Source organism: Hymenobacter elongatus, assembly GCF_004745955.1.
Taxonomy (GTDB): Bacteria; Bacteroidota; Bacteroidia; order Cytophagales; family Hymenobacteraceae; genus Hymenobacter; species Hymenobacter elongatus.
Genome location: NZ_SRLD01000005.1, coordinates 55288 through 76902 on the forward strand (window position 1 = coordinate 55288; position 21615 = coordinate 76902).

A 21615-nucleotide genomic window follows, 5' to 3' on the forward strand; every position below is an offset into this window, starting at 1 on the left:
TACGTGCGGATAGTAGCGCGAACTTTGTAGTTCGCGTCCTGGAACGGTCCTGTGGCGCGGGGACGCGAACTACAAAGTTCGCGCTACTTCGTAGGCCAGTACATCGCTCACGAAACCGCTATACTCTAACTATACTATCTTATTTTGTGGTTTTGACGTTGATTTCTGCTTGAATTTGTTTAAGATTTTGTTTTTGAATCTGTGAATTTTTATAAATCACAGCTATCAGCACTAATGGAATGACAATATACAGGAAACCAAACCCATTTTTCACAACGCCATACACCATTACGCCAACTAAAAATCCTATCAATCCTGCAGAAAATGTTTCATTTTTTTTAACCTTTTTTTCCTCTACCAACAACTCTTCAAGTGGAAAGTTAGAGTAATCATTTTTGTTCAACATGGTTTGTTTTGAATTTAAAATTTATGTTTTGTTTATTTGCCCGACGGCTTTCATCTTGGTAATTCGGCGGTTTTTTTACACTGAAGTTCATACGGAGCACAAATACTGAACCTTGTACAACTGCTTCCACGAAGCACGTAAACCGCCATATTGCCAAAACGACGTTAGCTGTTGGCGCTTTTCTGTTTTAATGCAGCTTCCTGAATCAAAGTTATGTACTGATGCTTTGCCTGCTTGCCTTCAAAGTCTTTAGCTCAATGTAAACAAGTCCACATATTATTAGAATCTCGCCAATAAAGTAGGCAAGGCCTAAAATAGTTAGTTTGCTGTAATAGTAGATTACAAGTCCTGATGTCAGGAGGCAGTAAGTTAAATTAGTCACGATAAGAGGTCTTAAAAAAATTTGCGAATTATTATCCGAATACGCAAAACAGGAAAATGAATAAATAGCGAGAGTCAATGCTACTAGTAAAAGTAGTGTAAGCGCCCCGTGAGGCATTCCAACGTATTCATTGAATGTCTTAAGAATTACAATCAAAAAAACAGTCGTTAAAGCAGCCCCCAAAGCGTCAATCAAGAAAACAGTTTTTGGTTTCAAGGCCAGTGCCTTTATACTATTTTTTATGTGTCCAATCATTTAGAGCAATTTCCAGGCTGGTGTACATGGTTGTTCAACGAAGCGCCTCACCCCCTGTCCCCCTACGCCGCTTGATGCGCGGAATGAAAAGGAGAGAGAGCACCGGATAGGCCTCTGACGTCAGGCTCCCCCTCTCCGAAAAGGGAGAGGGGGCTGGGGGGGGTGAGGCGTTTCGTTGAACAACCATGTACACCAGCCTGAAATCTGCGCTAGGTTGCGTATTCTCTCTTACACTTGCCGCAAGCAGTAGAGCTCCCGAAACTCGGTACGCCTGCCAGTTTCGGCAATCTGCGCTATAGTACGCAGGTGAGTTGCGGCAATATACCCCCGTAGGCTCGCTGCCCGCTACTGCCGCCCGGAAACTTCGCCAATCCCACCACGGCACCAGTCGCGGCTTCACGCCTGGCCGGCCCCTATCGAAACAGCGGTGGGGTATCCGCGTCGCGAGCTGGTGGGCGAAAAGCAGGTAGGGTGCGGGGTCGCCCCCTGCGTCAGGGCGCGTATCGGGGCCGGGTGCCGGGACCCGGGGCCTGACGGGTGAGCCTACCAGCCGCCGGCGCGGCGGCCCGGCCCGACAGTACCGCGCCAGCGGGCCAGCAGGGGGTATGGTACAGGGTAGGGCTGGTACACTTATATTTGTACCACCCCCACCCTGTACCATCCCTGCCCATGCGTATCATCCGGCCCCGCGCCGGCTCGGTGCCGGCCCTGCGTCGCTACCTGAGCCTCTCCCAAACCGACCTGGCGCGCCTGCTCGGCGTCAATCGGGTGCGCGTGGCCGAGGCCGAGGCCGGCACCCGCTTCCTGACCGTGGAGGCCCGCGACGCGCTGAGCGCCTTGCTGGCGGCCCTGCCCCCGGCCACGCGGCAGGTGCTGGCCGTGGCCCCCGGCCACGCCCCACCGCCGCCGCCGCCGCTGGTGCCGGCCCCGCCCGCGCCCCTGCCGCGCCCGCTGGCCCGCCGCCGCCACCTGGCCACCCAGGAGCTGGATCGGGTGCTGGCGGCCCTGGCCCCGCTCGAAGCCCGCCGCCTGGCCAGTGCCGCCCGCCTGGCCCTGCTCGCGGCCCCGGCCTGCCCGCCCGCCCTGGCCCACGACGGGCTCTTTGCCGCCCAGGCCCGCCTGTGGGCCGGCCCCGCCGCCGAAGCCGCCCGCCGCCTGCTGCTGGCCCGCGCCGCCGGCCTGCGGGCCGAGCTGGCAGCCCTGGCCGCACCCGCCGCCGAAGCAGGCAGCTGATGCAGCGCGAAGCGCCGCAGCGCGTGTCGTTGCACGCCTGGCCAGTGGCGCAAGCAGGTATTCAACGACACGCGGCGCGGCGCTTCGCGCTACGATACCCCTATGCCGAACCGGCTCCAGGCGAATAGGCAGCAATATCCTCGCCTGGACCTTCGTTCAGGAGGCAGCCGGCGGGTGCCGGCGCAGTGTTACTTCCTTTCCTTATTTTCTATGACCATTCCCACCTTTGATTTTTCGGCCCTGACTACCCGCGCCGCCTGCGACAAGGCCCTGGTGCCCACCCGCCGCCTCCAGAATCGCCTCGCAAAAGACGAGGTGGTCCTCGGCTTCAACGAGGAGGAAGGCGAGATTCGCGCCGGCATCGCCCAGCAGCAGTTTTCCCGCGCCGACCGCAACCTGCAAAACGTGAACGATGCGCTGAGCGGGCTGCCGGCCGGCCCCTCCACCGAGCGCGAAAAGCTCGAAGCGGAACAGGCCACACTCGTGGCCCGCAAAAAGAATCTGGCCCTGCAAGGGGCCTCCGGCGACCAAAGCTCGCTCCAGGACCTGGCCGAAGCCCGCAACGCCGCCGACCTGGAATTGGTGACCGGCTACCTCACCCAGCTCGAAGCCTACCGCCTCACCCTGCCCGCGTAGCCGGGGCTGGCGCGTATCCTCGTCGCGCAGTGGTGTGCGACGAGGATAACCAGTGCTTTTAACAGAAAACGCCCCGTAACGGATTCGTTGCGGGGCGTTTTCTGTTAAAAGTGACGACGACGATTGCGGCTTTGTGCAGGTATGGACTTTGAAATACAAAAGTTCAACTACCTACAACAACCGATTAAAGATAAAATGTTCAGGATTTATTCATCAGCCATACTTGCACAAACCGTTTGTTGTGCGAAGTTTTATCTTTTGTTCCAAAGTTCATTTCCGAGATACAAATTTTCTGTTAATAATTTTTCAAGTATTTTACCAGCATTATCTCCATTTAAAAAGATTAGATAGCCATTTTTACTTTTGGGAAATATTATTGCTAATGTATTTACACCAGGGTCTTTTCCTGTGTGCATTAAAGCATATTCATCATTACTAAATCCTGTTAGCTTTTCCCACCCAAGTCCAAAATAATCATTGTCTTTGAGTTGAACCTGATTTTTTTGCATTTCGTTAAATACTGATTCTGATAAATCTGCTCCATTTAAAATATAGGTGAGAAAATTTCCATAATCTTCTACAGTAGTCAAGAGATTTGCAGCAGCATTTGCTTCGAAGTATTTCACGGTTTCAAATGCTTTGCCGTTTTTATCATAATTTTTGACATATCTTTTTTCGTCCATTGATTTATCCCACCAAAAATGCGTGTCCTTCATTTTTGCAGGTTTAAAAACCAATGAATTGGCAAGGTCTTCCAAACTTTTATCAAACTTCATTTCCAAAGCTTTTCTCAAGTATTCAAATCCTTCGCCCGAATATTGAAATTTAGTTCCAGGTTCAAATTCAAAGGTCAATTTTTTACTTTGGGTTAAATAACGCCAATTAGGAAAACCAGATTGATGAGAAAGTATAATTCTTGGGGTAAGTTTTTGGGTTCGCTTGTCATTTTTTACATCAGGGTCTATCCAATATTTGCCCAGAGATTCATCCAATCCTAATTTCCCAGCACTAATTAATTTTAATGCAACCAACGTTGTGATAGGCTTTGTAAGGGACGCTACTTTGAAAATGGAATTATATGCAGCAGAAACATCTGTATCTATATTGCCAAAAACCTGAATTTGTTTCAACCTGCCGTTTTCAATAATACCTAAACCCAATGCAGGAACTTTTTCTCGTATCAGCAGTTGTTCTAATTTTTTTTCAAAGGCATTTTGCACCATGGTTTTTGCAGGGTCGTTATGGCCAAAACTCAGGACTTCTTTCAGCAACCAACTTCCGTTTTCCAATAGCCAAACATGTGTAAATTTCGCCCTGCTTGTATGTGTATCCTCCTTATTTGCCTCTCGAATATAAAAGTCGTGAATACCACTTTGAATAGCCCCGTATAATTTGCCATTATTGTAGAGTGGAAAAACTTCCAAACTTTTTTCATCTACCTTTCTGATTGGCTTTTGATTGGGGGTTGAGCAAATATATTTTTTCGTGTTTTCAAAGAATGATTTTCTGTCTTGGAAACCGCTTTGGTCGTGGTATAATTTAAAGTCATCGACTATGTGACTTCCCAAATAATCTAAATCGCATTGATTAAACCCACGTTCAAAGAAAATACTATCTTGATTTTTCAATGTCAAAAACAGTTCAGAATTTTTAGCTGCTTGTCCATTTACCAAACTCACTGAGTTTAGTATTATCAAAAGTGACAGAAATCGTTTTGTCATTTATGGTTTGTTTGGGTTAAAATTGCCTACAACGTTTTGCGGCTTGGCGAAGGTGGCGTTTTTCACCACAAATGTTGATGCGGAGAACCAATGTTTGATTAACCACAAATGTATCTGCGGAGCACAGAACCGCCACTTTTGCCAAACCGCTGTTATAGCGCGTTTTTATTGTTTTTTTCATTTCCATTGTCTTAAACCAATTGCATCTTTTCTAATTTCTCTTCTCCATTTTTTACCATACGTTTCTGATAAATAATTGAATATAACATAGTTGTATTCTTTCATTAATTCGTTGTTTGGACCGACACAACCTTGTTCATAGTAATAAACTTTAAATTTGCTTTCAAAAATACTATCGGTCGCATAAACAACTGGAGCAATCCCACTTTGAAGCAAAATAAATGGAGTTCCTTTCTCTATGTCATTCTTTGCTAATTCAATTGCTTCTGTCTTGGTTGTTACGAATGTTAATTTAATAGCCCCGCTTTTATTGTAGTCATCATCCGTTAGAACTTTTGCCTGTCCGAATACAAAAAGCGTTTGAATGATAAATAGTCCTATGAGTAATGCTCTTTTCATTTTCTTAATTTGTTCCAATTTGTCCGTGCAAAAATTGTCCGATTATAAGTAAAACAGTCAAGCCTAAAAACCAAAAAACATTGTTTCGTTGTCCCTTAATAATTATCCATATAGCAAGCAAAAGTGTCGTAAGGAAAAGTAGTCCCCAAACGAGACTTACTGTCGAATAAAGTTCGGCTGTCTTATAGTAATATGTTGTCGGACCTTCTCCGCCAAAGGGATAACCTTCTGTTTTGTTGAGTATGGTAATTAAGTAAAACTCACTCAAGTTCATAAGTGTTAATAGTCCGCCTAGAATTATTGTCAATATGGATATTGTCAAAAATGTCGGTCTGTTTATTTTCGTTTCTGTCGTCATTCTAAAATGCGCTATAACGTTAAAGTGTTTATGAAGTTGTGGCAATTGAAAAACGTCAGTTTCAATTAACTACAAGAGCAAAATAGCGATTTAAAGTTGAATGCTTAACTTCCAGCCACAATTTTATAAACACACTTGCTGTACGCTGCCCTCAATCAAATCTATAATTTTTTGTGATTTTCTTCGCAGTGAACCAAAGTCAAGAGGACGCCATTTAGCATCAAAAACATTTACATAGTAACCTTTCTCATCGAATAGGATTGAAACATAGTTGGATGATTTGAATAAGCTTCCGGAATCATGAAATCGGTAATAATTGGAAGATTTTCTATCTAAACTCCATTTAAAATCTCTACTTATTTGGGTTATTATTCTTTCTTTTTCACTATAGGGAAGGTGGGATTCCAAATAAGTAAATTTAAATTTCTGCCTTGTCAAATAAATTAAATAGCTGCCGAATAATATTAAAGCTATTGAAAAAGTCAGACCTAAAGAAGTATCCTTTTGGTTTTGATTGTTGCTAAAACATATGGAGTATAAAAGGAATAGTCCAGGTATTAAACTAAGAAGGGGTTTAAGGAAGAAAAAGATTTTGTCCAAAAGAAGAAGTGGAACTTTATTTTCAAGAATGTACTTTTTGTAATCTACCATAAGGGGTTGCGTACAACGGACAGGTATTGCTGCAGGTGTGGAATTCATTGTTCGTCCAGCCCGGAACTGCTGCCCAATTGAAAACATAAAGTTGAAGTTAATGACAAAAAGCCAAATTGAAACTCGTCTGCCGGAACAAAAGTACAGCGATGCAGACAGCCGAAGTTTCAACGTCCAGCCACACATGCAGCAATACCAATGTTGTGTGCTGTTCTTCTAAGTGTTCTGAATAAAATAGCAAGCTACTTTTGATGTCGGTTCAAAAAATACTTTCAAATCGCCATCGCACCAAAAGTTCAATTCTGTAAATAACTTTTCGTAGTAGTCGTCGTCACTTTTAAAGTTTTTTTCCTTTGCAGTTATGGGGCTATTACTCATAAGTTGACAAACAAATTTCATTTTCTTGTTTGATTTTGGCGAAGTCGGTACTTCGGAAGATTGTGTCCAATGAGGCTTGCCTGCAATTGCAATAACATCAAATTCATTATCGTCATTTACTCCTTCAAATGGGTATAAAGAAAAATTCGCCTTGTTATAGATTACGTATGAATTTTTTGTCAGTTCGTCATAAGCTGATGTGATTTCCGCTGTGTTTGTTGGATAAATCAGTTTGGGTTCATTTGGATTTTCGTAATCCAAAAAAACATAGTCAAAGTCAGTAAATATGGGGCAAATTAATTGCAAAGGAAATTGCAACCATTCAAAGTATTTGTCTTCATTATTGATAAACCCCAAATACTGAAATCCACCTAAGAATTCGTTTTCTGGAATTTTAAAGTCAGACGGAATGTCTCCGCCAAATTGATGTAGTCCTTTGTCATCCTGTACAAATTGCATTGGTGGGGTCGAATTAAAAAGGTTCTTTAGAAAGTTCATAAGTTTAGATAATGTTAGTTGTCTCACCGAATAGCACACAACGTTTTGGGGCTTGGCGAAGGTGGCGATTTTTACCACAAATGTTGATGCGGAGAATTAATGTTTGGTTAACCACAAATGTGTCTGCGGAGCACTAAACCGCCACTTTTGCCAAACCGCTGTTATGCGTTCGGCTTTCTTTTCTATCGTGTGTTTTACTCTTTTCCAAAATAGTCGCTGTCGATTTTTTTAAGTTCGTAAGTTTGGTGTGTCGTGCAACCAAGATTATAGTCTATCATTAGTTGAACCAGTTGTTCACCGTCAATGCGAACAATTTTAGTTTCGTTTTTCGGTGTATAGTCCAACGCTTCTTTTGTAAAATTTGATGTCGTAATGAAGATGCCTTTTTTAGCTCCTTGTCCAGCTAAAGCACCAACAAACTTGTGAAGTTCAGGTCGTCCAACTACATTCCCTGGTCTCCAACGCTTAGCTTGAATATAAATAATATCAAGTCCGAGTTTGTCTTCTTTTATCGTTCCATCAATTCCTTCGTCCCCGCTTTTTCCAATTGCTTTTCCTGCGTCTTTTATTGAACCACCATAACCCATTTTTACTAAAAGCTCAACTACAAGTCTTTCAAAAAATGTCGGTGAAAGGTCAACTACATTCTGAAGCAGTTCAGATGCTAATGATTTTCTAATTCGTTGATATGCTTTGTCAAGGTTTTCTTCAGGTGTCTGCTCACTAACTGCAATAACAGTTGTTTCTTCTTCTGTTTCGTTGTCGTTACGTGAAGCATTTTGAAACTCTAAAAAAGCAGGAAACTGTCTCAAATACTTTGCATCAACTCGGCCAGGATTTTTCTTTAAAGTGTCAAGTCCAATTTGAGTAATAACAAATGTCGCCCGTTTTGGAGAGTCGAGAAGTCCAGCCTTTTTTAAATACGTCTTTGCCCAACCAACTCTGTTGTCAAAAATTGCTTGATTGCCACTTGCCAAAAGTTCTTTGCGTTCTTCGTCTGTTATCTGAAATTCGGTCGCCAATTTTTCAATTAGGTCTCGGTATTTGTGTTCCTGCCTGTCCGAAACAAGTCGAAGAAGTGGGAGCATTAATGATTGGTAATCTGGTATCATATTTTATTTTTTTGTCAAGTTCGTTTTGGTGTTGCTGTGTCGTCTCTTAAGCTGACGCATAACATCTGTATTGCCGCAACTCGACGGCCCCGCAAGTTGCGGCAATACATCTTTAGTGCGCAAGTAAGTTGCGGGAAGCACGCCAAATGAGTATGCTTCCCGCAACTCGCCTGCTTATAGCCCGAGACTGTCGAGGGGAGAGGCCGGGCGGGTGCGGTGGGCAACATGGGTGTAAATTTCGGTGGTTTTGATACTGCTGTGGCCCAGCAAATCCTGAATAACGCGTAGGTCGGTGCCGGCTTCCAGCAGGTGAGTAGCATAGGAATGCCGCAACATGTGCAACGTGATGGGCCGCAGAATACCGGCCCTGCTGGCAGCTTGTTTAACAACCATTTGGAGGCTACGGTCGCTGTAAGGCTCGCCGGGGTGCTGGCCTTCGAAAAGGAAGGTGACGGGCCGAAACTGCCGGAACTGCTCGCGTAGCAACAGCAGCAAGGATTCGGGCAGCGGCAGGTCCCGGTCTTTTTTACCTTTGCCGCCGCGCACATACAACACCATACGGCGCGAGTCGATGTCGGCGGGCGTAAGGGCCAGTACCTCCCCCAGGCGCAAGCCCAAGCCGTAGGCCAGCATCAGCATGGCGCGGTGCTTGCGGTTATCGGTGCCTTGCAGCAGGGCTTTCACCTCACTTTGGGCCAGCAGCTTGGGGTTTTGGTGGGCGCGTTTGGGGCGTGGCACCTCATAATATTGCCGGGGCTGGCCCTCTACTTGCTCGTAGTAAAACTTGATGGCATTGATCAATAGGTTCTGGTAGGTTTCGGAAACGCCTGCTGCCACCCGCCCGGCCAGGTAGTCGAGTACGTCTTGCTTGGTTAGCTCCAGGGGCAGACGCGGGGCATGATGGGCGAGAAAGAGCTGAAAGACGCCCCGGTAGTTTTTTAGGGTAGCGGGGCTGTAGCGTTTCAGAGCAATGAACTGACAATAGCGGGCCAGCAGCGCCTGGTGCAGCGTAGGCGGTGGCAGCTCGGTGGCCAGGGCCGGTACTGCCGGTACCACTGCCTTCAGCCCGAGCTGGGCGCAGGCGGTTTGGAGTAGGGCTACGGCTTCGGGGGTGGCAGGCAGCAGGTAGCCCCGCGCGGCAGCATTGTAGTAGAGGCCCGCGGCCAGCAGGGCGGCACGCACGGCCGCGTCGGAATACGGAAAAAACGCCTGAAACTCGGTGCGCGAAGGGCGCAGGCGCAACGATACCGTGGCTTTCATACGGGCAGAGGATAGTGCGGACAGCCGCAAGGTAGGGCCGGCATCAGGAACTTTCGCCGGGCCTTTTATCCAGCAGCAACAGGTGCTCGCCCACTATTTCCGTCACGTAGTGCCGCGCCCCCGCCGCATCATCGTAGTGGCGGGTTTTGAGCTTGCCTTCCAGGTACACCAGACTGCCTTTGCGTAAGTATGCCTGGGCCAGCTCGGCCAGGCCACGCCACAGCACCACGGTGTGCCAGTCGGTGCTGGTGTGGGGCTGGCCACTTTTGTCGCGGTAGGTTTCGGAGGTAGCCACCGAGAATTTAGCCACCGGCACGTTGCCTTCCAGCACCTGCACCTCCGGGTCTTTGCCCAGGTTGCCAATCAGCGTTACTTTATTGAGACCCCGCATAGGCGCTATAGCTACCCGGCCCCGTAGGCAGCGCCGGTCGCCCAAGATATACCATTTCCCGACTGGCCCGCGCAGCAGGCAGCGGGTAGAAAGGCCGGCTCTGTCCCAGCCAAGCCAGCCGGGACTCCGTTTCCGACTTTTTTCCTCTTCGACTAAACCCTGGCGTATTTTCGCCCTCTAACCCGCCACAACCCCGCCGCTCCTAACCCGCTCCCCTGCTTGGAAGACCAGGAAATTCTCGCCAAGTTCGCTGACCCCGCTGCTCGCAATGTGGCCTTCAACCAGCTGGTACGCAAGTACCAGCAGAAGATCTATTGGCATGTGCGCAAGATGGTTATCGACCACGATGACGCCGACGACCTGACCCAGGACGTGTTCGTGAAAGTGTGGAATCACCTGGACAATTTTCGGAAGGATGCCTCGCTCTACACCTGGATTTACCGCATTGCCACCAACGAGTGCCTGAACTTCCTGTCGTCGAAGCGGCGCAAGTTTTTTCTACCCCTCAACGACGTGGGGGCCGAGCTGGCTCAAAAGGTGGAAGCCGACCCCGGCCTGGCCGGCGACGAAATAGAGCTGCGCCTGCAAAAAGCCATTCTGCGCCTGCCCGACAAGCAGCGCCTGGTATTCAATATGAAGTACTACGACGAAATCACCTACGAGCAGATGTCCGAAATAACGGGCACCAGCGTAGGGGCGCTCAAGGCTTCCTATCACCACGCCGTGAAGAAGGTGGAGCAGTACGTCAGCCAAGAAACTCACCACGATTAAACCTCACGGCCTGCGCCGTATCTAAGCCATATGCCTACTCCTTTCCGTCTGGATGACCACAAGCGCCGGCCTCAGCCCCTGGCCCCGCCCCCAGCCGACTACTTCGAGCGCCTGCCCCGCCAGATTATGGCGCGGGTGCAGCCGTCCGGCCGCGAAGCACAGGCTTTTGGCTGGCTGGCGGCGCTGTCGCTGCCGCTGCGCACAGCCCTGGCTTCGGTGGTAGTGCTGGGCGGGTTTGCCACCAGCTTCTTTCTGAGTCAGCCCGCCACTGGCCCCGCTGCCACGGCCTCCGTAGCGGCGCTCGAAGCGGTGCCCCAAACCGAGATGGTGCAGTACCTACTGGCCAGCGACTCCCGCGTGACGCTCAACGACCTGGCCGACCTGCCCGCCACCGACCGAACCCTGACCGACAGCTTCCTGCTCGCCTCCCCCGATGAGCTGCAGGACGCCCTCGATGCCCAACCTACCGAAGAAACCTATCTGTAACCCTATTTTTGCCCCTGCTTTTGCTCTCCTCTCCCATGAAATATCTTCTTCGTAACGTCTTGGTCGTGCTGCTGCTCGTGGCAGTGCACAGTGTGGGCCATGCCCAGGGTGGCCGCCGTCAGGGTCGCCTCAGCCAATTGGAAAACGCGAAAATCGCCTACCTCACCGATAAAATCGTCCTTACCCAGGACCAGGCCCAGCGCTTCTGGCCGGTCTACAACGAGTTTTCGGACAAGCGCCGCGACCTGGCCCGCCGCATGCGGCAGCTGCGCACCGAAAGTCCCGACGCGCTATCCGACCAGCAAATCAAGGAGAACCTCACCCAGGCCCTGACGCTGCGACAAAATGAGGTACATCTGGAGAAAGAGTACTTCGATAAATTTCAGAAAGTGCTGACCATCCGCCAGGTGGGCAAGCTCTTTATTGCCGAGCGGGAGTTCACGAAAGAGGTTCTGAAGCGTGTAGCCGACCGGCGCGGCGGCGCGGGCCAGCTGGCCGGCCCCCCGGAAGAATAACTTAGAGCGGTTACGGGGGCCATGGCTAGTAGCGCAAACTGTGTAGTTCGCGTCGCCGCCCCGTTCGCAGTCGTTCTATCGGCGCGGGGACGCGAACTACAAACTTCGCGCTACTGCTACCTCGTATACTGAATCCGAAACCACTCTAGCGCTACCGTTGACTACTAAAAAGGCTGCCTCGGCAGCCTTTTTTGCTGTGGGCCGGTTATAGCCTGAGCGTATGTGGACAGTATCCCGCTTCGGCCGGCGTCCGTCTGTCGAAGCAGGCTCCTGTTCAAGTTTCAACTACGCGCTGCCCCTGAACACGGCCAGACTACCAGCAGCCCGACCCGCCGAGCTCATCGTGCGCAGCGGCTTCGCGCTGCGGCCGGCCTGCGTACCTTTGCGCCCCCAATCTGATTTGCTTTTCTATGCTTACCCCGCGCCAGCTGTTTCTTCGTTATCAGGCCCAAACCTCCGACTTTCCGCTGCTGCTTGAAATAGAGCGGGCCGAAGGCGTGTACATGTATGCCCCCGACGGCCGCCGCTACCTCGACCTGATTGCCGGTATCGGGGTGAGCAACGTGGGGCACCGCCACCCGCGGGTGGTGCAGGCCATCAAAGACCAGGTCGATAAATACCTGCACCTGATGGTGTATGGCGAACTGGTGCAGGCCCCACCGGCCGAGCTGGCCCAAGCCCTGCACCACACCCTGCCGGCCCACCTCGACAGTGTGTACTTCACCAATTCCGGCACCGAAGCCATTGAGGGAGCCCTGAAGCTGGCCAAGCGCCACACGGGCCGCACCGAGCTGATTTCCTGCCACAACGCCTACCACGGCTCCACGCACGGGGCGCTGTCCATCACGGGTTCCGAGGGCTTCAAGCAAAGCTACCGCCCCCTGCTGCCCGACGTACGCCATATCCATTTCAACGAGCTGGCCGATCTGGCACTGATTACGGAGCGTACGGCCGCCGTCATCGTCGAGACGGTGCAGGGCGAGGCGGGCGTGCGGGTGCCCGCGCCGGGCTACCTGCCCGCGTTGCGGCAGCGCTGCCACCAGGTGGGCGCACTGCTGATTCTGGATGAGATTCAGTGCGGATTCGGGCGCACGGGCTCCTTTTGGGCCTTCGAGCAGTTTGGCCTCGTCCCCGATATTCTGGTGTGTGCCAAAGGAATGGGCGGCGGCATGCCCATTGGGGCTTTTATTTCTTCCCAGGAAATGATGGCGGGCTTCAAAACCAACCCGGTGCTGGGGCACTGCACTACGTTTGGCGGCCACCCCGTGTCGTGCGCGGCCTCGCTGGCCACCTTGCGCGTGATTCAGGAGGAAAACCTACTGGCTGGCGTACCCGAAAAAGCCGCCCTGTTTCGGCGGCTTCTGCGGCACTCGGCTATTCGCGGGGTGCGGGGTCAGGGCCTGCTGCTGGCCGTGGAGTTTGATTCGTACGCGGTGCTCAAACCCATCATTGACCACGCCCTGGAGCACGAAGGCGTTCTGACGGACTGGTTTCTGTTCTGCGACAACTCTCTGCGGATTGCGCCGCCACTCACCATCACCACCACCGAAATCGAGCAAGGCTGCGCGGCCTTGCTGCGAGCCATTGACGCAACAGTTTTCTAGTACCCGGCTGTTGCTTCGTCTTCAGGAACGGTGCTGCCAGCGGCTCCAAATTCGCGCAGAACCAGACGCTGTACTACAATCCGCTGCCGTTGGGGTGGGTGCCGTTGTAGTTAAGAAAGGATTCTGACTCGGTTTTGATTTGCTCCCGGGGCAGGCCGTCTTTCACGCCCACCGATATCTTGCGCACCAGCACGCCTACGATGGCCTTGCGGAAGCCCAGTTTTTCGGCCATGCCAATACAGAAGTCCATTTCGTGGTCGTCTACGATGCCGTCAGCCAGCATCATATCCACGAGGTCGAAAATCTGGTCGAACCGTTCGGAGTCGTTGTCGGGCAGCACCAGGTTAATGGTGCCCGAGTTGGCCACGATAGAACGCACGTCATCGGCCCGCATGCCGTTTTTCTTCCCCACTGCCACGATGAAGTTCATTTCCCGCTCATCAATGTGGCCGTCAGCTTTGGCCAGCGCCGCCAGGTTCATGAGGTGACTCTTCACTTTCTTGGTTTGCTCATTTTCAAAAAAGCCAAACATATACGGCGGTGCTTAAGTAACGGTGAAGGAAAGAACTGGGCCCGTAACTGACCAAAAGGCGACGGCGGGGCTGTTAAGATACTCCTCGGTAGGCGTTCTTGCAATACGGCATTCTAAAAAAAATAGCCGGCTAGCCGACGCGGTTTTTTGCCTTTCCTACTGGTGGAGGCTTAGTTTTCGATTTGGATTTATCACCTTTGCGCCGCCCGCGTTGGGCTGTTCTGACTACCTGAATTATGATGAAACGTATTGCAGTTTTCACCAGCGGCGGCGACTCGCCGGGTATGAACGCCTGCATCCGGGCCGTGGTGCGCACGGCCGTGTATCACGGCATTGAAGTATATGGCATCATGCGCGGCTACAGCGGCATGATTAAAGGCGAGTTCGTACGCCTCGATTCGGCTTCCGTAGCCAACACCATCCAGAAGGGCGGCACGATTCTCAAGTCGGCGCGCAGCCAGAAATTCATGACTAAAGAAGGTCGGCAGCAAGCCTTCGACCAGCTGGTAAATAATGGTATCGATGGCCTGGTAGCCATCGGCGGCAATGGGACGTTCACCGGCGCTACTCTTTTCGAGCAGGAGTTCGGCATCCCGACCGTGGGCGCGCCGGGCACCATCGACAACGACCTCTACGGTACCGATTATACCATCGGCTACGATACGGCCGTGAACACGGCCCTGGAGGCCATCGACAAGATTCGCGACACGGCCGACTCGCACGACCGCTGCTTTTTTATCGAAGTGATGGGCCGCGACTCGGGCTACATTGCCATTCCCTGCGCCATTGGCGGCGGGGCCGAAATCGTGATGATTCCGGAAACGCAGATGTCGACGGAAGCCGTGATTGAAACGCTGCAAAGCGGTTGGAAACGGTCCAAAACCTCGTTTATCGTCATCGTGGCCGAGGGCGACGAGGAGGGGAACGCCCAGGCCGTGGCCCAGCGCGTAAAGGAAGCTATTCCCGAGCTCGATACCCGCGTTACCATCATCGGGCACGTGCAGCGCGGCGGCTCCCCCACCGCCGCCGACCGTCTGCTGGGCTCCCAAATCGGCATTGCCGCCGTGGAAGGGCTGCTCAACGGCATGCGCAACGTGATGGCCGGCATCGTAGACCGCAAGCTGGTATACACGCCATTCAGCGACACGATTCACAAAAAGAAGCTTATCAACCAGACGTTTATGCGCATGGTGGAAATTCTGAACGTGTAGCGGCTAGCTTGGGAGATGGTGCGCTTGAAGTTGAAGCTGTTGAGGAAGTATAGCTGAACCTATCAGACCGTCCTGCTGCGCATTACGGTCCGGTTCTGTTGACTTCCTCAACAGCTTCGTTCATTTTTTTGTATCATCCCCCTCTGTCGGCCGCAAAAGAAAGACTTTTCTGACCGAAGATACTTCAACACGCAAAAGCCCTCTACCGTAGCCGGTAGGGGGCTTTTTGCGTGTTGGGAGAAGCTGTCGGGCTCTTTGCAAGGCGGAAGATGCAGGATGCAACGGAACGTCAGAGCGGAAAGCCCACTTCGTCCGGGTGCAGCCATTGATAGGCGGGGTCGCGGCGGAGCCACGTGAGCTGGCGCTTGGCGTAGTGACGCGTGTTGCGCTTGAGCAGGCGCACGGCTTCGGGCCAGTCGTAGAGGCCGTCGAGGTAGCCGAATAGTTCCTGGTAGCCCACGGTTTGCAGGGCGTTGTGGTGGCGGTAGGGCAGCAAGCTGGTTGCCTCATCCAGCAAGCCGGCTTCCAGCATCTGCTCCACCCGCTCATCAATGCGCTGGTAGAGCTCCTCCCGCTCGCGGGTGAGGGCAACTTTGATGACCTGGAAAGGACGTTCCTTAGCCGCTTTCGGCGTGTGGAAGCTTGAAAATGGCTGGCCAGTACTCCGGCTTACCTCCAGGGCGCGCACTACGCGCTGGTGGTTTTGCCGGTCAATACGGGCATGGGTTACCGGATCGAGGCGGGCCAGCTCGGCCACGAGCGGCTCCAGACCGCCCGCAGCCAGCTCCTGCTGCAAAGCGGCCCGCACGGCCAGGTCGGCCAGCGGCATGGCATCCAGCCCCTCGGTCACGGCCTGCAAATAGAGGCCCGAACCACCGGTTAGAATAACGAGCGGGTGGCGCTGAAAAAGCTGCTCCAGCAGGGCCAGGCAATCGACTTCGAAGCGGCCGGCGTTGTAGTCTTCGGTAATGCCGTGCGAATCGATGAAGTGGTGCGCCACACCCTGCATTTCGGCGGGTGTAGGCTTGGCCGTACCGATGGACAGCTCACGGAAAAACTGGCGCGAGTCGGCGGAAATAATATCGGTGGCGTAGTGCTGGGCCAGTCGCACGCACAGGGCCGTTTTGCCCACGGCCGTTGGCCCCGAGATGACGAGTAAGGTAGGCTGCGACGGAGCGCGGGGGAGCAGGTTCATGCAGGAATGGATTGGGGGGGCCACAAGGCGTCATAAAGCGCCACGAGGTGTTGCTCTTCGTGCTGCCAGCTCAACGTCTGCCGGGCGCGGCGGCAATTGGCGGCCAGCTCGTGGTAGCGGGCCGGGTTGTCGCGCAGCAGGCCGTTGAGAGCCGCCGCAATAGAGTCCGGGGTCAGCGTGACGACTTCCGCCACCTCGTATTGCTCATTGAGGCAACGGTATTCCGGAAAATCGACGATGAGCTGCGGAATACCGGCGTGGAGGTAGTCGAAAAACTTATTGGCCAGGGAATAATAGTAGCTCAGCCCCTGATTTTCGAGCAGCATGATACCAACGGCAGCCTCGTTGGTTATCGTGCGCAGGTCGTCGGGCAGCACGAATCCCCGAAATTCGACCTGCCCACTGGCCAGCAGCCCCAAGCGAGAAGCCTGCGCCCGCAACGCCGCCGACAAGTCGCCTTCCCCACAAATCACGAGTCGGCCGGCCACCTGCGGCATAGCATCCAGCAAAGCCTCCAGCCCCCGGCCCGCGTTTAGCGCGCCTTGGTACAGAATATAGCCGCCAGCCGGGGCCGCCATCGGGGCCGGCGGCAGCTCCGGCGGCAGCAGCAGGCTGATATTGCGCACTACGCCAAACGACTTGCCGTAGCGCTGTTGGAAGACCTGCGCCAGTGCCGGCCCTACGGTGTAGGCCAGGGCGGCCCGCGGCACAATAAACCGCTCTATAGCCAGCCACAGCCGCCGCACGGCCGGGCGGGCTACCACTTCGGGCACCTCCGTAAACAGCTCGTGGGCATCGTAGAGAAAGGGTTGCCCGGCCAGCCGGGCCCGCAGCCAGACGGGCAGAGCGGTATCCAGATCGATGGCGCACCAGGCGGAAGCCCGCTGCCCAAGCAGGTACATTAGCAAGCGCAGATTGAATTCCAGATAGAACAGCTTACCCGTATTCTGCCAGCAGCGCAGCCGGTGCTGGCGGTAGGGCTGGGCCATCAGGGGGCGGGAGGTGGGCCAGTGGCGGCCCACCAGCAGCACCTCGTACCCGTGCGCGGCCAGGCTGCGGCAAATCCGCTGCATGCGCTGGTCGTAGTTTAAGTCGGTGGTTACGGTGAAGATAAGGGTGCGCATACGAAAATTAGCGGCCATTTTCTGGGAGGAATCACCCGCAGAATCACGCTATCTGGGATATTTTTGACAAATTTAAGGAGTTAAACTCGTGTACTGGTCAGGAGTGGTGGGCGCAGCTCCACCGCGGGCCGCCTATCCTACCCGATGTCGATTCGTCCTGTATCACCAACTGCCCCCTCAGTACCGGGCGCTTCGCCGGCCCCGCCACCTGATTTTTACCGCGCCCTCTTCGAGGAGGCCTACGACGCTATGCTGCTCTTTGATGAGCAAGGCGTGCTGGTCGACTGTAATCAGACGGCCCTGCGGCTGCTGGGCACCACGCAGCCCGAGCTGCTGGCAGCGGGCCTGATGACCTTCGCGGTGCCCCCGACTGACGAGCGGGAGGACCACTGGCTTTCGGAGCAGATGCTGCAGGAAGCCGTGCTACACACGGCCCAAACCGGCGTGAAGTTCTCTAAGTGGTGGTATGGCCGCCGCACCGATGCGGCCCCGCTCGATGCCTGGGTTACGCTGCACCGGGTGGAAGTGCCGGACGGCGGGCGGCGGGTGCAGCTCACGATGCGCGACGTGACCCAGGGCCAGCGACGCCACGAGAACGTGACCCAGCAGCAGGTGCTGGAGCGCACCCAGCAGCAGCTGCGCGACCTGCTGAGCCGCACCAACCTCAGCTATGTGCTCGCCGACCGGGACGGCTCTATCTTGGACGTCAATGATTTTTTCCTGCTTTATACTGAATACGAGCGGGCCGAGGTGCTGGGCCAGCCTTACCACGAGTTATTCACCCTGCCCATCGAGCGGCACACTTCCCGGACAGCCTTCCTGAAGTGTATTGCTACTGAACAGCTGCAGGATTTCTACGAGCGCACTATCCTTACCAAGTCGGGACAGGAGCGCATGGTGTACTGGCACGCCGAATTTGCCCGCGACTTCGATGGCAATATTACGGGCATGTTTGTGGTGGGCCGCGACTACACCGACCGCCACGTGGCGGCCCGCGCCCTCACCGACAACCGCCACCGCCTCCAGGACTTTCTCGACAATGCCCACGACCTGATTCAGAACCTGAGCATCGATAACCGCTTTCTGTTCGTGAACAAGGCCTGGAAGGAAAAACTGGGCTTCAGCGACGAGGACCTGAGCCAGATGACGCTGGGCGATGTGGTACACCCTTACTACAAGGCCAAGCTGCTCTACCAGCTGCGCAACCTCTACAAGGGCGAAAAGGTCAACAAGCTCGAAACCGTTTTCCTGACCAAAACCGGCAAGCCGATCCACCTTATCGGCTCTATTTCCTGCTCCTGGCAAGACGATGAGCCCGTGAGCACCCGCGCCATTCTGCACGATATAACGGACCGCATCAAGGCGGAGCGGCTGCAGAAAGTGTACTACAGCATTGCCAACCTGGCCATCAGCTCCAAAGACTTGCAGTCGTTGTACGGCGCTATTCATCGGGAGCTGAGCAAGATTATCGAAACCAATAATTTCTACATTGCGCTCTGCGACGACGCGCGCACCCAGCTGCAGTTCTCGTACTTCGTCGATCAGAATATTCAGGGGGAGCAGGGGTTGGTATCGCGGCCGTTCTCGTCGGGGGTATCGGAGTACATTATTCGCACCGGACGGCCCCTGTTTTTGCTGCGGCCCGAGCTGCAGGGGCTCATTGCCAATGGCACCATCACGGCGTTCGGGCTCATGCCCGAAGTGATGCTCTGCTCGCCCCTGAGCATTGGGGAGCGAATCATCGGCGTCATTGCCGTGCAGGACTACCACAAAGCCGACGCCTACGCGGCAGCCGACATTGAGATTCTGCACTTTATTTCCAACCAAGTGGCCCTGGCCATTGAGCGCAAGCGCAATGAAGTGCAGATCAACAAGCAAAATGCCCGCCTGAACGCCATTTTTGAGAGCGGCTCCCACCTGATGTGGTCCGTGGACATGCACTCGCGCCTGACCTCGTTCAACCGCAACTACTCGGCCTATTTCCTGCGGCGCAACGGCGTGTATCCGTCCCTGAACGTGAACCTCTGGCAGGCCGATCTGGGCATGATGGAGGAGGATGCCCGCGAGCTGTTTATCGAAAATTACCGCCGCGCCTTCCAGGGCCAGCCCCAGCGCTTCGAAATGCGGCTGCGCGACTCGCGCGGCATGGATACCTGGCGCGAAATCTACCTCAACCCCATTTACCTCGACGACGGCACGTTCGAGGAGATTTCGGGCATGGCCCACGACATTACCGACAAAAAACGCTCGCAGCTGGAGCTGGCCGCGCAGGAAGAGAAGTTCCGGGCCATTTTCGAGTCGTTTCAGGACGTGTACTACCGCACCGATGGCAAAGGGGTGCTGACGCTGGTCAGCCCTTCGGTGCAGGATATGCTGGGCTACGCGCCGACCGAGGTCATCGGCCAGCCCATCATCGACTACTACCTGAACCCTGAGCAGCGCGACGATCTGCTGAACAATGTTCGACAGCACGGCGAGGCCCGCAACATCGAAATTGCCATGCGCCACAAGGAGGGCCACGCCGTGAGCGTGCTGGTGAACGCGCGGACAGTAAACGACGGCCCGGCCGGCACCGAAGGCATCGGGCGCGACATCACCGAGTTCAAGCAGATGCAGGACGACCTGCGCCGCGCCAAGGAGGAAGCCGAAACCGCGCTGGAGGCCAAAACCCAGTTTCTGGCCAACATGAGCCACGAGCTGCGCACGCCCATGAATGGCATCATCGGTATGATTGACCTGCTGCACCAAACCGTGGCCTCGGAGGAGCAGGAAGACTACGTGGACACGCTGCGCAAGTCGTCGGATGCGCTGCTGGCTATTCTGAACGATATTCTGGATCTGTCGAAGATTCAGGCCGGGAAACTCCAGCTCAACGAGTCGGGCATTGATCTGTACTACACGCTCGACAAGATTCACTCGCTGTTTGCCAACCGTGCCAATCAGAAGAACCTCAAATTCACCTACCACATCACCCCGCACACCCCACGCTTCATCGTCACCGACGAAACCCGCGTGCTGCAGATTCTGTCCAACCTCACATCCAATGCCATTAAGTTTACGGCATCGGGCACGGTCAGCATCATCGTTTCCTCGGTTTCGACCGACGGCATTGAGCACACCCTGCGCTTTGCGGTCCAGGATTCCGGTATCGGTATTTCGCCTTCCAACGCCAAGCTCCTCTTCACCAATTTCACCCAGCTCGATACCACGCCAACCAAGGCCTTCGGCGGCACGGGCCTGGGCCTGGCTATCAGCAAGCAGCTGGCCGAGCTGCTGAGTGGCGAAATCGGCATGATTTCCAACACCGGCGACGGCTCTACCTTCTGGTTTACGATGCGCTGCCGGGTGGCCTACAACGAAGAGGAAATCGTGCAGGAGCGCGTGGCCTCCCGCGACCGGAGCCACGAAATCATGCGCCTCGAAACGGCCCCGCGGGTACTGCTCGTCGATGACAACCCCATCAACCAGAAAGTAGCCGTGCGTTTGCTCGACAAGCTGGGCTGCCAGATCGACGTGGCCGGCGACGGGTTTGAGGCCATCAGCAAGGCAACTGCTCCTGGTGGCCTGTACGAGATGATTTTCATGGACATTCAGATGCCGGAAATGGACGGCATCACGGCCATGCACGAAATCCGGACGCGCCTGGGGCGGCAGTGCCCCCCCATCGTGGCCATGACGGCCTACTCGATGAGGGAAGACGCCGAACGGTTCGTGCAGCAGGGCATGGACGACTACATTTCCAAGCCCGTGAAGTCGCAGGACCTCTACACGGTGCTGCTGCGCTGGACCGGTGCCGCCGAGCGGCTGGCGGCCCTGCGCCTGGCGGCCGCCCCCGAAACGCCCCCGGTAGCCGCCCCCACCGCGCCAGACAGTGCAGAGAAACCCGCGCCGCCGGCCGCCGATGCGGCCGGCGCACTGGCCACTACCTTCATCGACCCGGAGGTAGTGGAGCAGCTGCGCCAGCTGGGCGGGGCCGAATTTGCCAGCCAGCTATACACTGATTTTGAGCATGAAGCCAGCGAATTGCTCACCGAAGCGCAACAATTGGTGACTCAGAAGCAGTACGAGCAGATTTTGCCACATTTGCACCAGCTGAAGGGTACCGGCTTCACGCTGGGCATAAATCAATTGGCAGAATGTGCTAAAAGCTTGGAATATGACCTAAAAAAGGGCCATCTTGACCACATAGAACAAGATTTTGATACCTTGATGCGCCACTTCACTGCCTTCATCCATACGTATCAGGCGGTTACCCAGAGCGAGTAGCTACCGTATTCCTTTTCACCCGGCCCTTCCCTATCCTTCCGACCCTAAACT

The 21615-nt window shown here is 54.0% G+C and carries 19 protein-coding genes; 8 read left to right on the plus strand and 11 right to left on the minus strand.

Features of this window, described 5'->3' with window-relative positions; all coding sequences use genetic code 11:
• Positions 1 to 139: 139 nt before the first annotated feature.
• Positions 140 to 406: an FUSC family protein gene (locus E5J99_RS04005; protein WP_135496427.1), complete on the minus strand. Its 267-nt coding sequence runs from the start codon at positions 404 to 406 to the stop codon at positions 140 to 142.
• A 1306-nt stretch (positions 407 to 1712) separates the two neighbouring features.
• Between E5J99_RS04005 and E5J99_RS04010 the strand changes: the two genes are divergently transcribed.
• Together E5J99_RS04010 and E5J99_RS04015 are read left to right on the plus strand one after the other, a co-directional pair.
• Positions 1713 to 2276: a hypothetical protein gene (locus tag E5J99_RS04010; RefSeq protein WP_135496428.1), complete on the plus strand. Its 564-nt coding sequence runs from the start codon at positions 1713 to 1715 to the stop codon at positions 2274 to 2276.
• Between the two features lie 210 nt (positions 2277 to 2486).
• Complete coding sequence (locus E5J99_RS04015; protein WP_135496429.1) at positions 2487 to 2912, plus strand: hypothetical protein; 426 nt, start codon at positions 2487 to 2489, stop codon at positions 2910 to 2912.
• A 251-nt stretch (positions 2913 to 3163) separates the two neighbouring features.
• On the opposite strand, the gene E5J99_RS04020 is transcribed toward E5J99_RS04015, so the two are convergent.
• The 7 genes from E5J99_RS04020 to E5J99_RS04055 form a co-directional block, all read right to left on the minus strand.
• Positions 3164 to 4633 (minus strand): serine hydrolase, encoded by a 1470-nt coding sequence (locus tag E5J99_RS04020; protein ID WP_135496430.1) that lies wholly within the window; start codon positions 4631 to 4633, stop codon positions 3164 to 3166.
• Between the two features lie 177 nt (positions 4634 to 4810).
• On the minus strand, positions 4811 to 5230 hold the full coding sequence (locus E5J99_RS04030; RefSeq protein WP_135496432.1) for an FEKKY domain-containing protein: 420 nt from the start codon (positions 5228 to 5230) through the stop codon (positions 4811 to 4813).
• A gap of 463 nt (positions 5231 to 5693) precedes the next feature.
• On the minus strand, positions 5694 to 6308 hold the full coding sequence (locus E5J99_RS04035; protein WP_135496433.1) for a hypothetical protein: 615 nt from the start codon (positions 6306 to 6308) through the stop codon (positions 5694 to 5696).
• Between the two features lie 129 nt (positions 6309 to 6437).
• On the minus strand, positions 6438 to 7097 hold the full coding sequence (locus tag E5J99_RS21145) for a hypothetical protein (RefSeq protein ID WP_167851971.1): 660 nt from the start codon (positions 7095 to 7097) through the stop codon (positions 6438 to 6440).
• Between the two features lie 194 nt (positions 7098 to 7291).
• Positions 7292 to 8185, minus strand: coding sequence for a restriction endonuclease (locus E5J99_RS04045; RefSeq protein WP_245318700.1), 894 nt, complete (start codon positions 8183 to 8185; stop codon positions 7292 to 7294).
• Positions 8186 to 8383: 198 nt separating this feature from the next.
• The gene (locus tag E5J99_RS04050; RefSeq protein WP_135496435.1) at positions 8384 to 9469 is read right to left on the minus strand and encodes a tyrosine-type recombinase/integrase; all 1086 of its coding nucleotides are present in this window, start codon (positions 9467 to 9469) and stop codon (positions 8384 to 8386) included.
• A 43-nt stretch (positions 9470 to 9512) separates the two neighbouring features.
• Entirely contained in the window at positions 9513 to 9860 is a 348-nt protein-coding gene (locus E5J99_RS04055; protein WP_135496436.1) for a single-stranded DNA-binding protein, read from the minus strand.
• 219 nt (positions 9861 to 10079) lie between these two features.
• Between E5J99_RS04055 and E5J99_RS04060 the strand changes: the two genes are divergently transcribed.
• The 4 genes from E5J99_RS04060 (at position 10080) to E5J99_RS04075 (ending at position 13236) form a co-directional block, all read left to right on the plus strand.
• Positions 10080 to 10631, plus strand: a complete 552-nt coding sequence (locus tag E5J99_RS04060) for an RNA polymerase sigma factor (protein ID WP_135496437.1) — start codon at positions 10080 to 10082, stop codon at positions 10629 to 10631.
• 30 nt (positions 10632 to 10661) lie between these two features.
• Positions 10662 to 11117, plus strand: a complete 456-nt coding sequence (locus tag E5J99_RS04065; RefSeq protein WP_135496438.1) for a hypothetical protein — start codon at positions 10662 to 10664, stop codon at positions 11115 to 11117.
• A gap of 35 nt (positions 11118 to 11152) precedes the next feature.
• On the plus strand, positions 11153 to 11632 hold the full coding sequence (locus E5J99_RS04070; protein ID WP_135496439.1) for a periplasmic heavy metal sensor: 480 nt from the start codon (positions 11153 to 11155) through the stop codon (positions 11630 to 11632).
• A gap of 410 nt (positions 11633 to 12042) precedes the next feature.
• A complete protein-coding gene (locus tag E5J99_RS04075; RefSeq protein ID WP_135496440.1) occupies positions 12043 to 13236 on the plus strand; it encodes an aspartate aminotransferase family protein in 1194 nt (397 codons plus the stop codon).
• Between the two features lie 73 nt (positions 13237 to 13309).
• On the opposite strand, the gene E5J99_RS04080 is transcribed toward E5J99_RS04075, so the two are convergent.
• Positions 13310 to 13768: a tellurite resistance TerB family protein gene (locus E5J99_RS04080; protein ID WP_135496441.1), complete on the minus strand. Its 459-nt coding sequence runs from the start codon at positions 13766 to 13768 to the stop codon at positions 13310 to 13312.
• A 239-nt stretch (positions 13769 to 14007) separates the two neighbouring features.
• On the opposite strand from E5J99_RS04080, the gene pfkA reads away from it, so the two are divergent.
• The gene (gene pfkA / locus E5J99_RS04085) at positions 14008 to 14979 is read left to right on the plus strand and encodes a 6-phosphofructokinase (protein WP_135496442.1); all 972 of its coding nucleotides are present in this window, start codon (positions 14008 to 14010) and stop codon (positions 14977 to 14979) included.
• Positions 14980 to 15268: 289 nt separating this feature from the next.
• Here pfkA and miaA read toward each other — a convergent pair whose 3' ends face one another.
• Together miaA and E5J99_RS04095 are read right to left on the minus strand one after the other, a co-directional pair.
• A complete protein-coding gene (gene miaA, locus E5J99_RS04090) occupies positions 15269 to 16174 on the minus strand; it encodes a tRNA (adenosine(37)-N6)-dimethylallyltransferase MiaA (protein ID WP_135496443.1) in 906 nt (301 codons plus the stop codon).
• Positions 16171 to 17316, minus strand: a complete 1146-nt coding sequence (locus E5J99_RS04095; RefSeq protein ID WP_135496444.1) for a glycosyltransferase — start codon at positions 17314 to 17316, stop codon at positions 16171 to 16173. The genes miaA and E5J99_RS04095 overlap by 4 nt, the downstream gene beginning before the upstream one ends.
• 126 nt (positions 17317 to 17442) lie before the next feature.
• Here E5J99_RS04095 and E5J99_RS04100 point away from each other — a divergent pair, with 126 nt between their 5' ends.
• Positions 17443 to 21564, plus strand: coding sequence for a PAS domain S-box protein (locus E5J99_RS04100; protein ID WP_135496445.1), 4122 nt, complete (start codon positions 17443 to 17445; stop codon positions 21562 to 21564).
• Positions 21565 to 21615: the final 51 nt, after the last annotated feature.

Bases quoted from the DNA above. Each gene is read 5' to 3' on its own strand.
- E5J99_RS04005 (WP_135496427.1), bottom strand. From the start codon at position 406: ATGTTGAACAAAAATGATTACTCTAACTTTCCACTTGAAGAGTTGTTG.
- E5J99_RS04010 (WP_135496428.1), top strand. From the start codon at position 1,713: ATGCGTATCATCCGGCCCCGCGCCGGCTCGGTGCCGGCCCTGCGTCGC.
- E5J99_RS04015 (WP_135496429.1), top strand. From the start codon at position 2,487: ATGACCATTCCCACCTTTGATTTTTCGGCCCTGACTACCCGCGCCGCC.
- E5J99_RS04020 (WP_135496430.1), bottom strand. From the start codon at position 4,633: ATGACAAAACGATTTCTGTCACTTTTGATAATACTAAACTCAGTGAGT.
- E5J99_RS04035 (WP_135496433.1), bottom strand. From the start codon at position 6,308: ATGTTTTCAATTGGGCAGCAGTTCCGGGCTGGACGAACAATGAATTCC.
- E5J99_RS21145 (WP_167851971.1), bottom strand. From the start codon at position 7,097: ATGAACTTTCTAAAGAACCTTTTTAATTCGACCCCACCAATGCAATTT.
- E5J99_RS04045 (WP_245318700.1), bottom strand. From the start codon at position 8,185: ATGCTCCCACTTCTTCGACTTGTTTCGGACAGGCAGGAACACAAATAC.
- E5J99_RS04050 (WP_135496435.1), bottom strand. From the start codon at position 9,469: ATGAAAGCCACGGTATCGTTGCGCCTGCGCCCTTCGCGCACCGAGTTT.
- E5J99_RS04055 (WP_135496436.1), bottom strand. From the start codon at position 9,860: ATGCGGGGTCTCAATAAAGTAACGCTGATTGGCAACCTGGGCAAAGAC.
- E5J99_RS04065 (WP_135496438.1), top strand. From the start codon at position 10,662: ATGCCTACTCCTTTCCGTCTGGATGACCACAAGCGCCGGCCTCAGCCC.
- E5J99_RS04070 (WP_135496439.1), top strand. From the start codon at position 11,153: ATGAAATATCTTCTTCGTAACGTCTTGGTCGTGCTGCTGCTCGTGGCA.
- E5J99_RS04075 (WP_135496440.1), top strand. From the start codon at position 12,043: ATGCTTACCCCGCGCCAGCTGTTTCTTCGTTATCAGGCCCAAACCTCC.
- E5J99_RS04080 (WP_135496441.1), bottom strand. From the start codon at position 13,768: ATGTTTGGCTTTTTTGAAAATGAGCAAACCAAGAAAGTGAAGAGTCAC.
- pfkA (WP_135496442.1), top strand. From the start codon at position 14,008: ATGAAACGTATTGCAGTTTTCACCAGCGGCGGCGACTCGCCGGGTATG.
- miaA (WP_135496443.1), bottom strand. From the start codon at position 16,174: ATGAACCTGCTCCCCCGCGCTCCGTCGCAGCCTACCTTACTCGTCATC.
- E5J99_RS04095 (WP_135496444.1), bottom strand. From the start codon at position 17,316: ATGGCCGCTAATTTTCGTATGCGCACCCTTATCTTCACCGTAACCACC.
- E5J99_RS04100 (WP_135496445.1), top strand. From the start codon at position 17,443: ATGTCGATTCGTCCTGTATCACCAACTGCCCCCTCAGTACCGGGCGCT.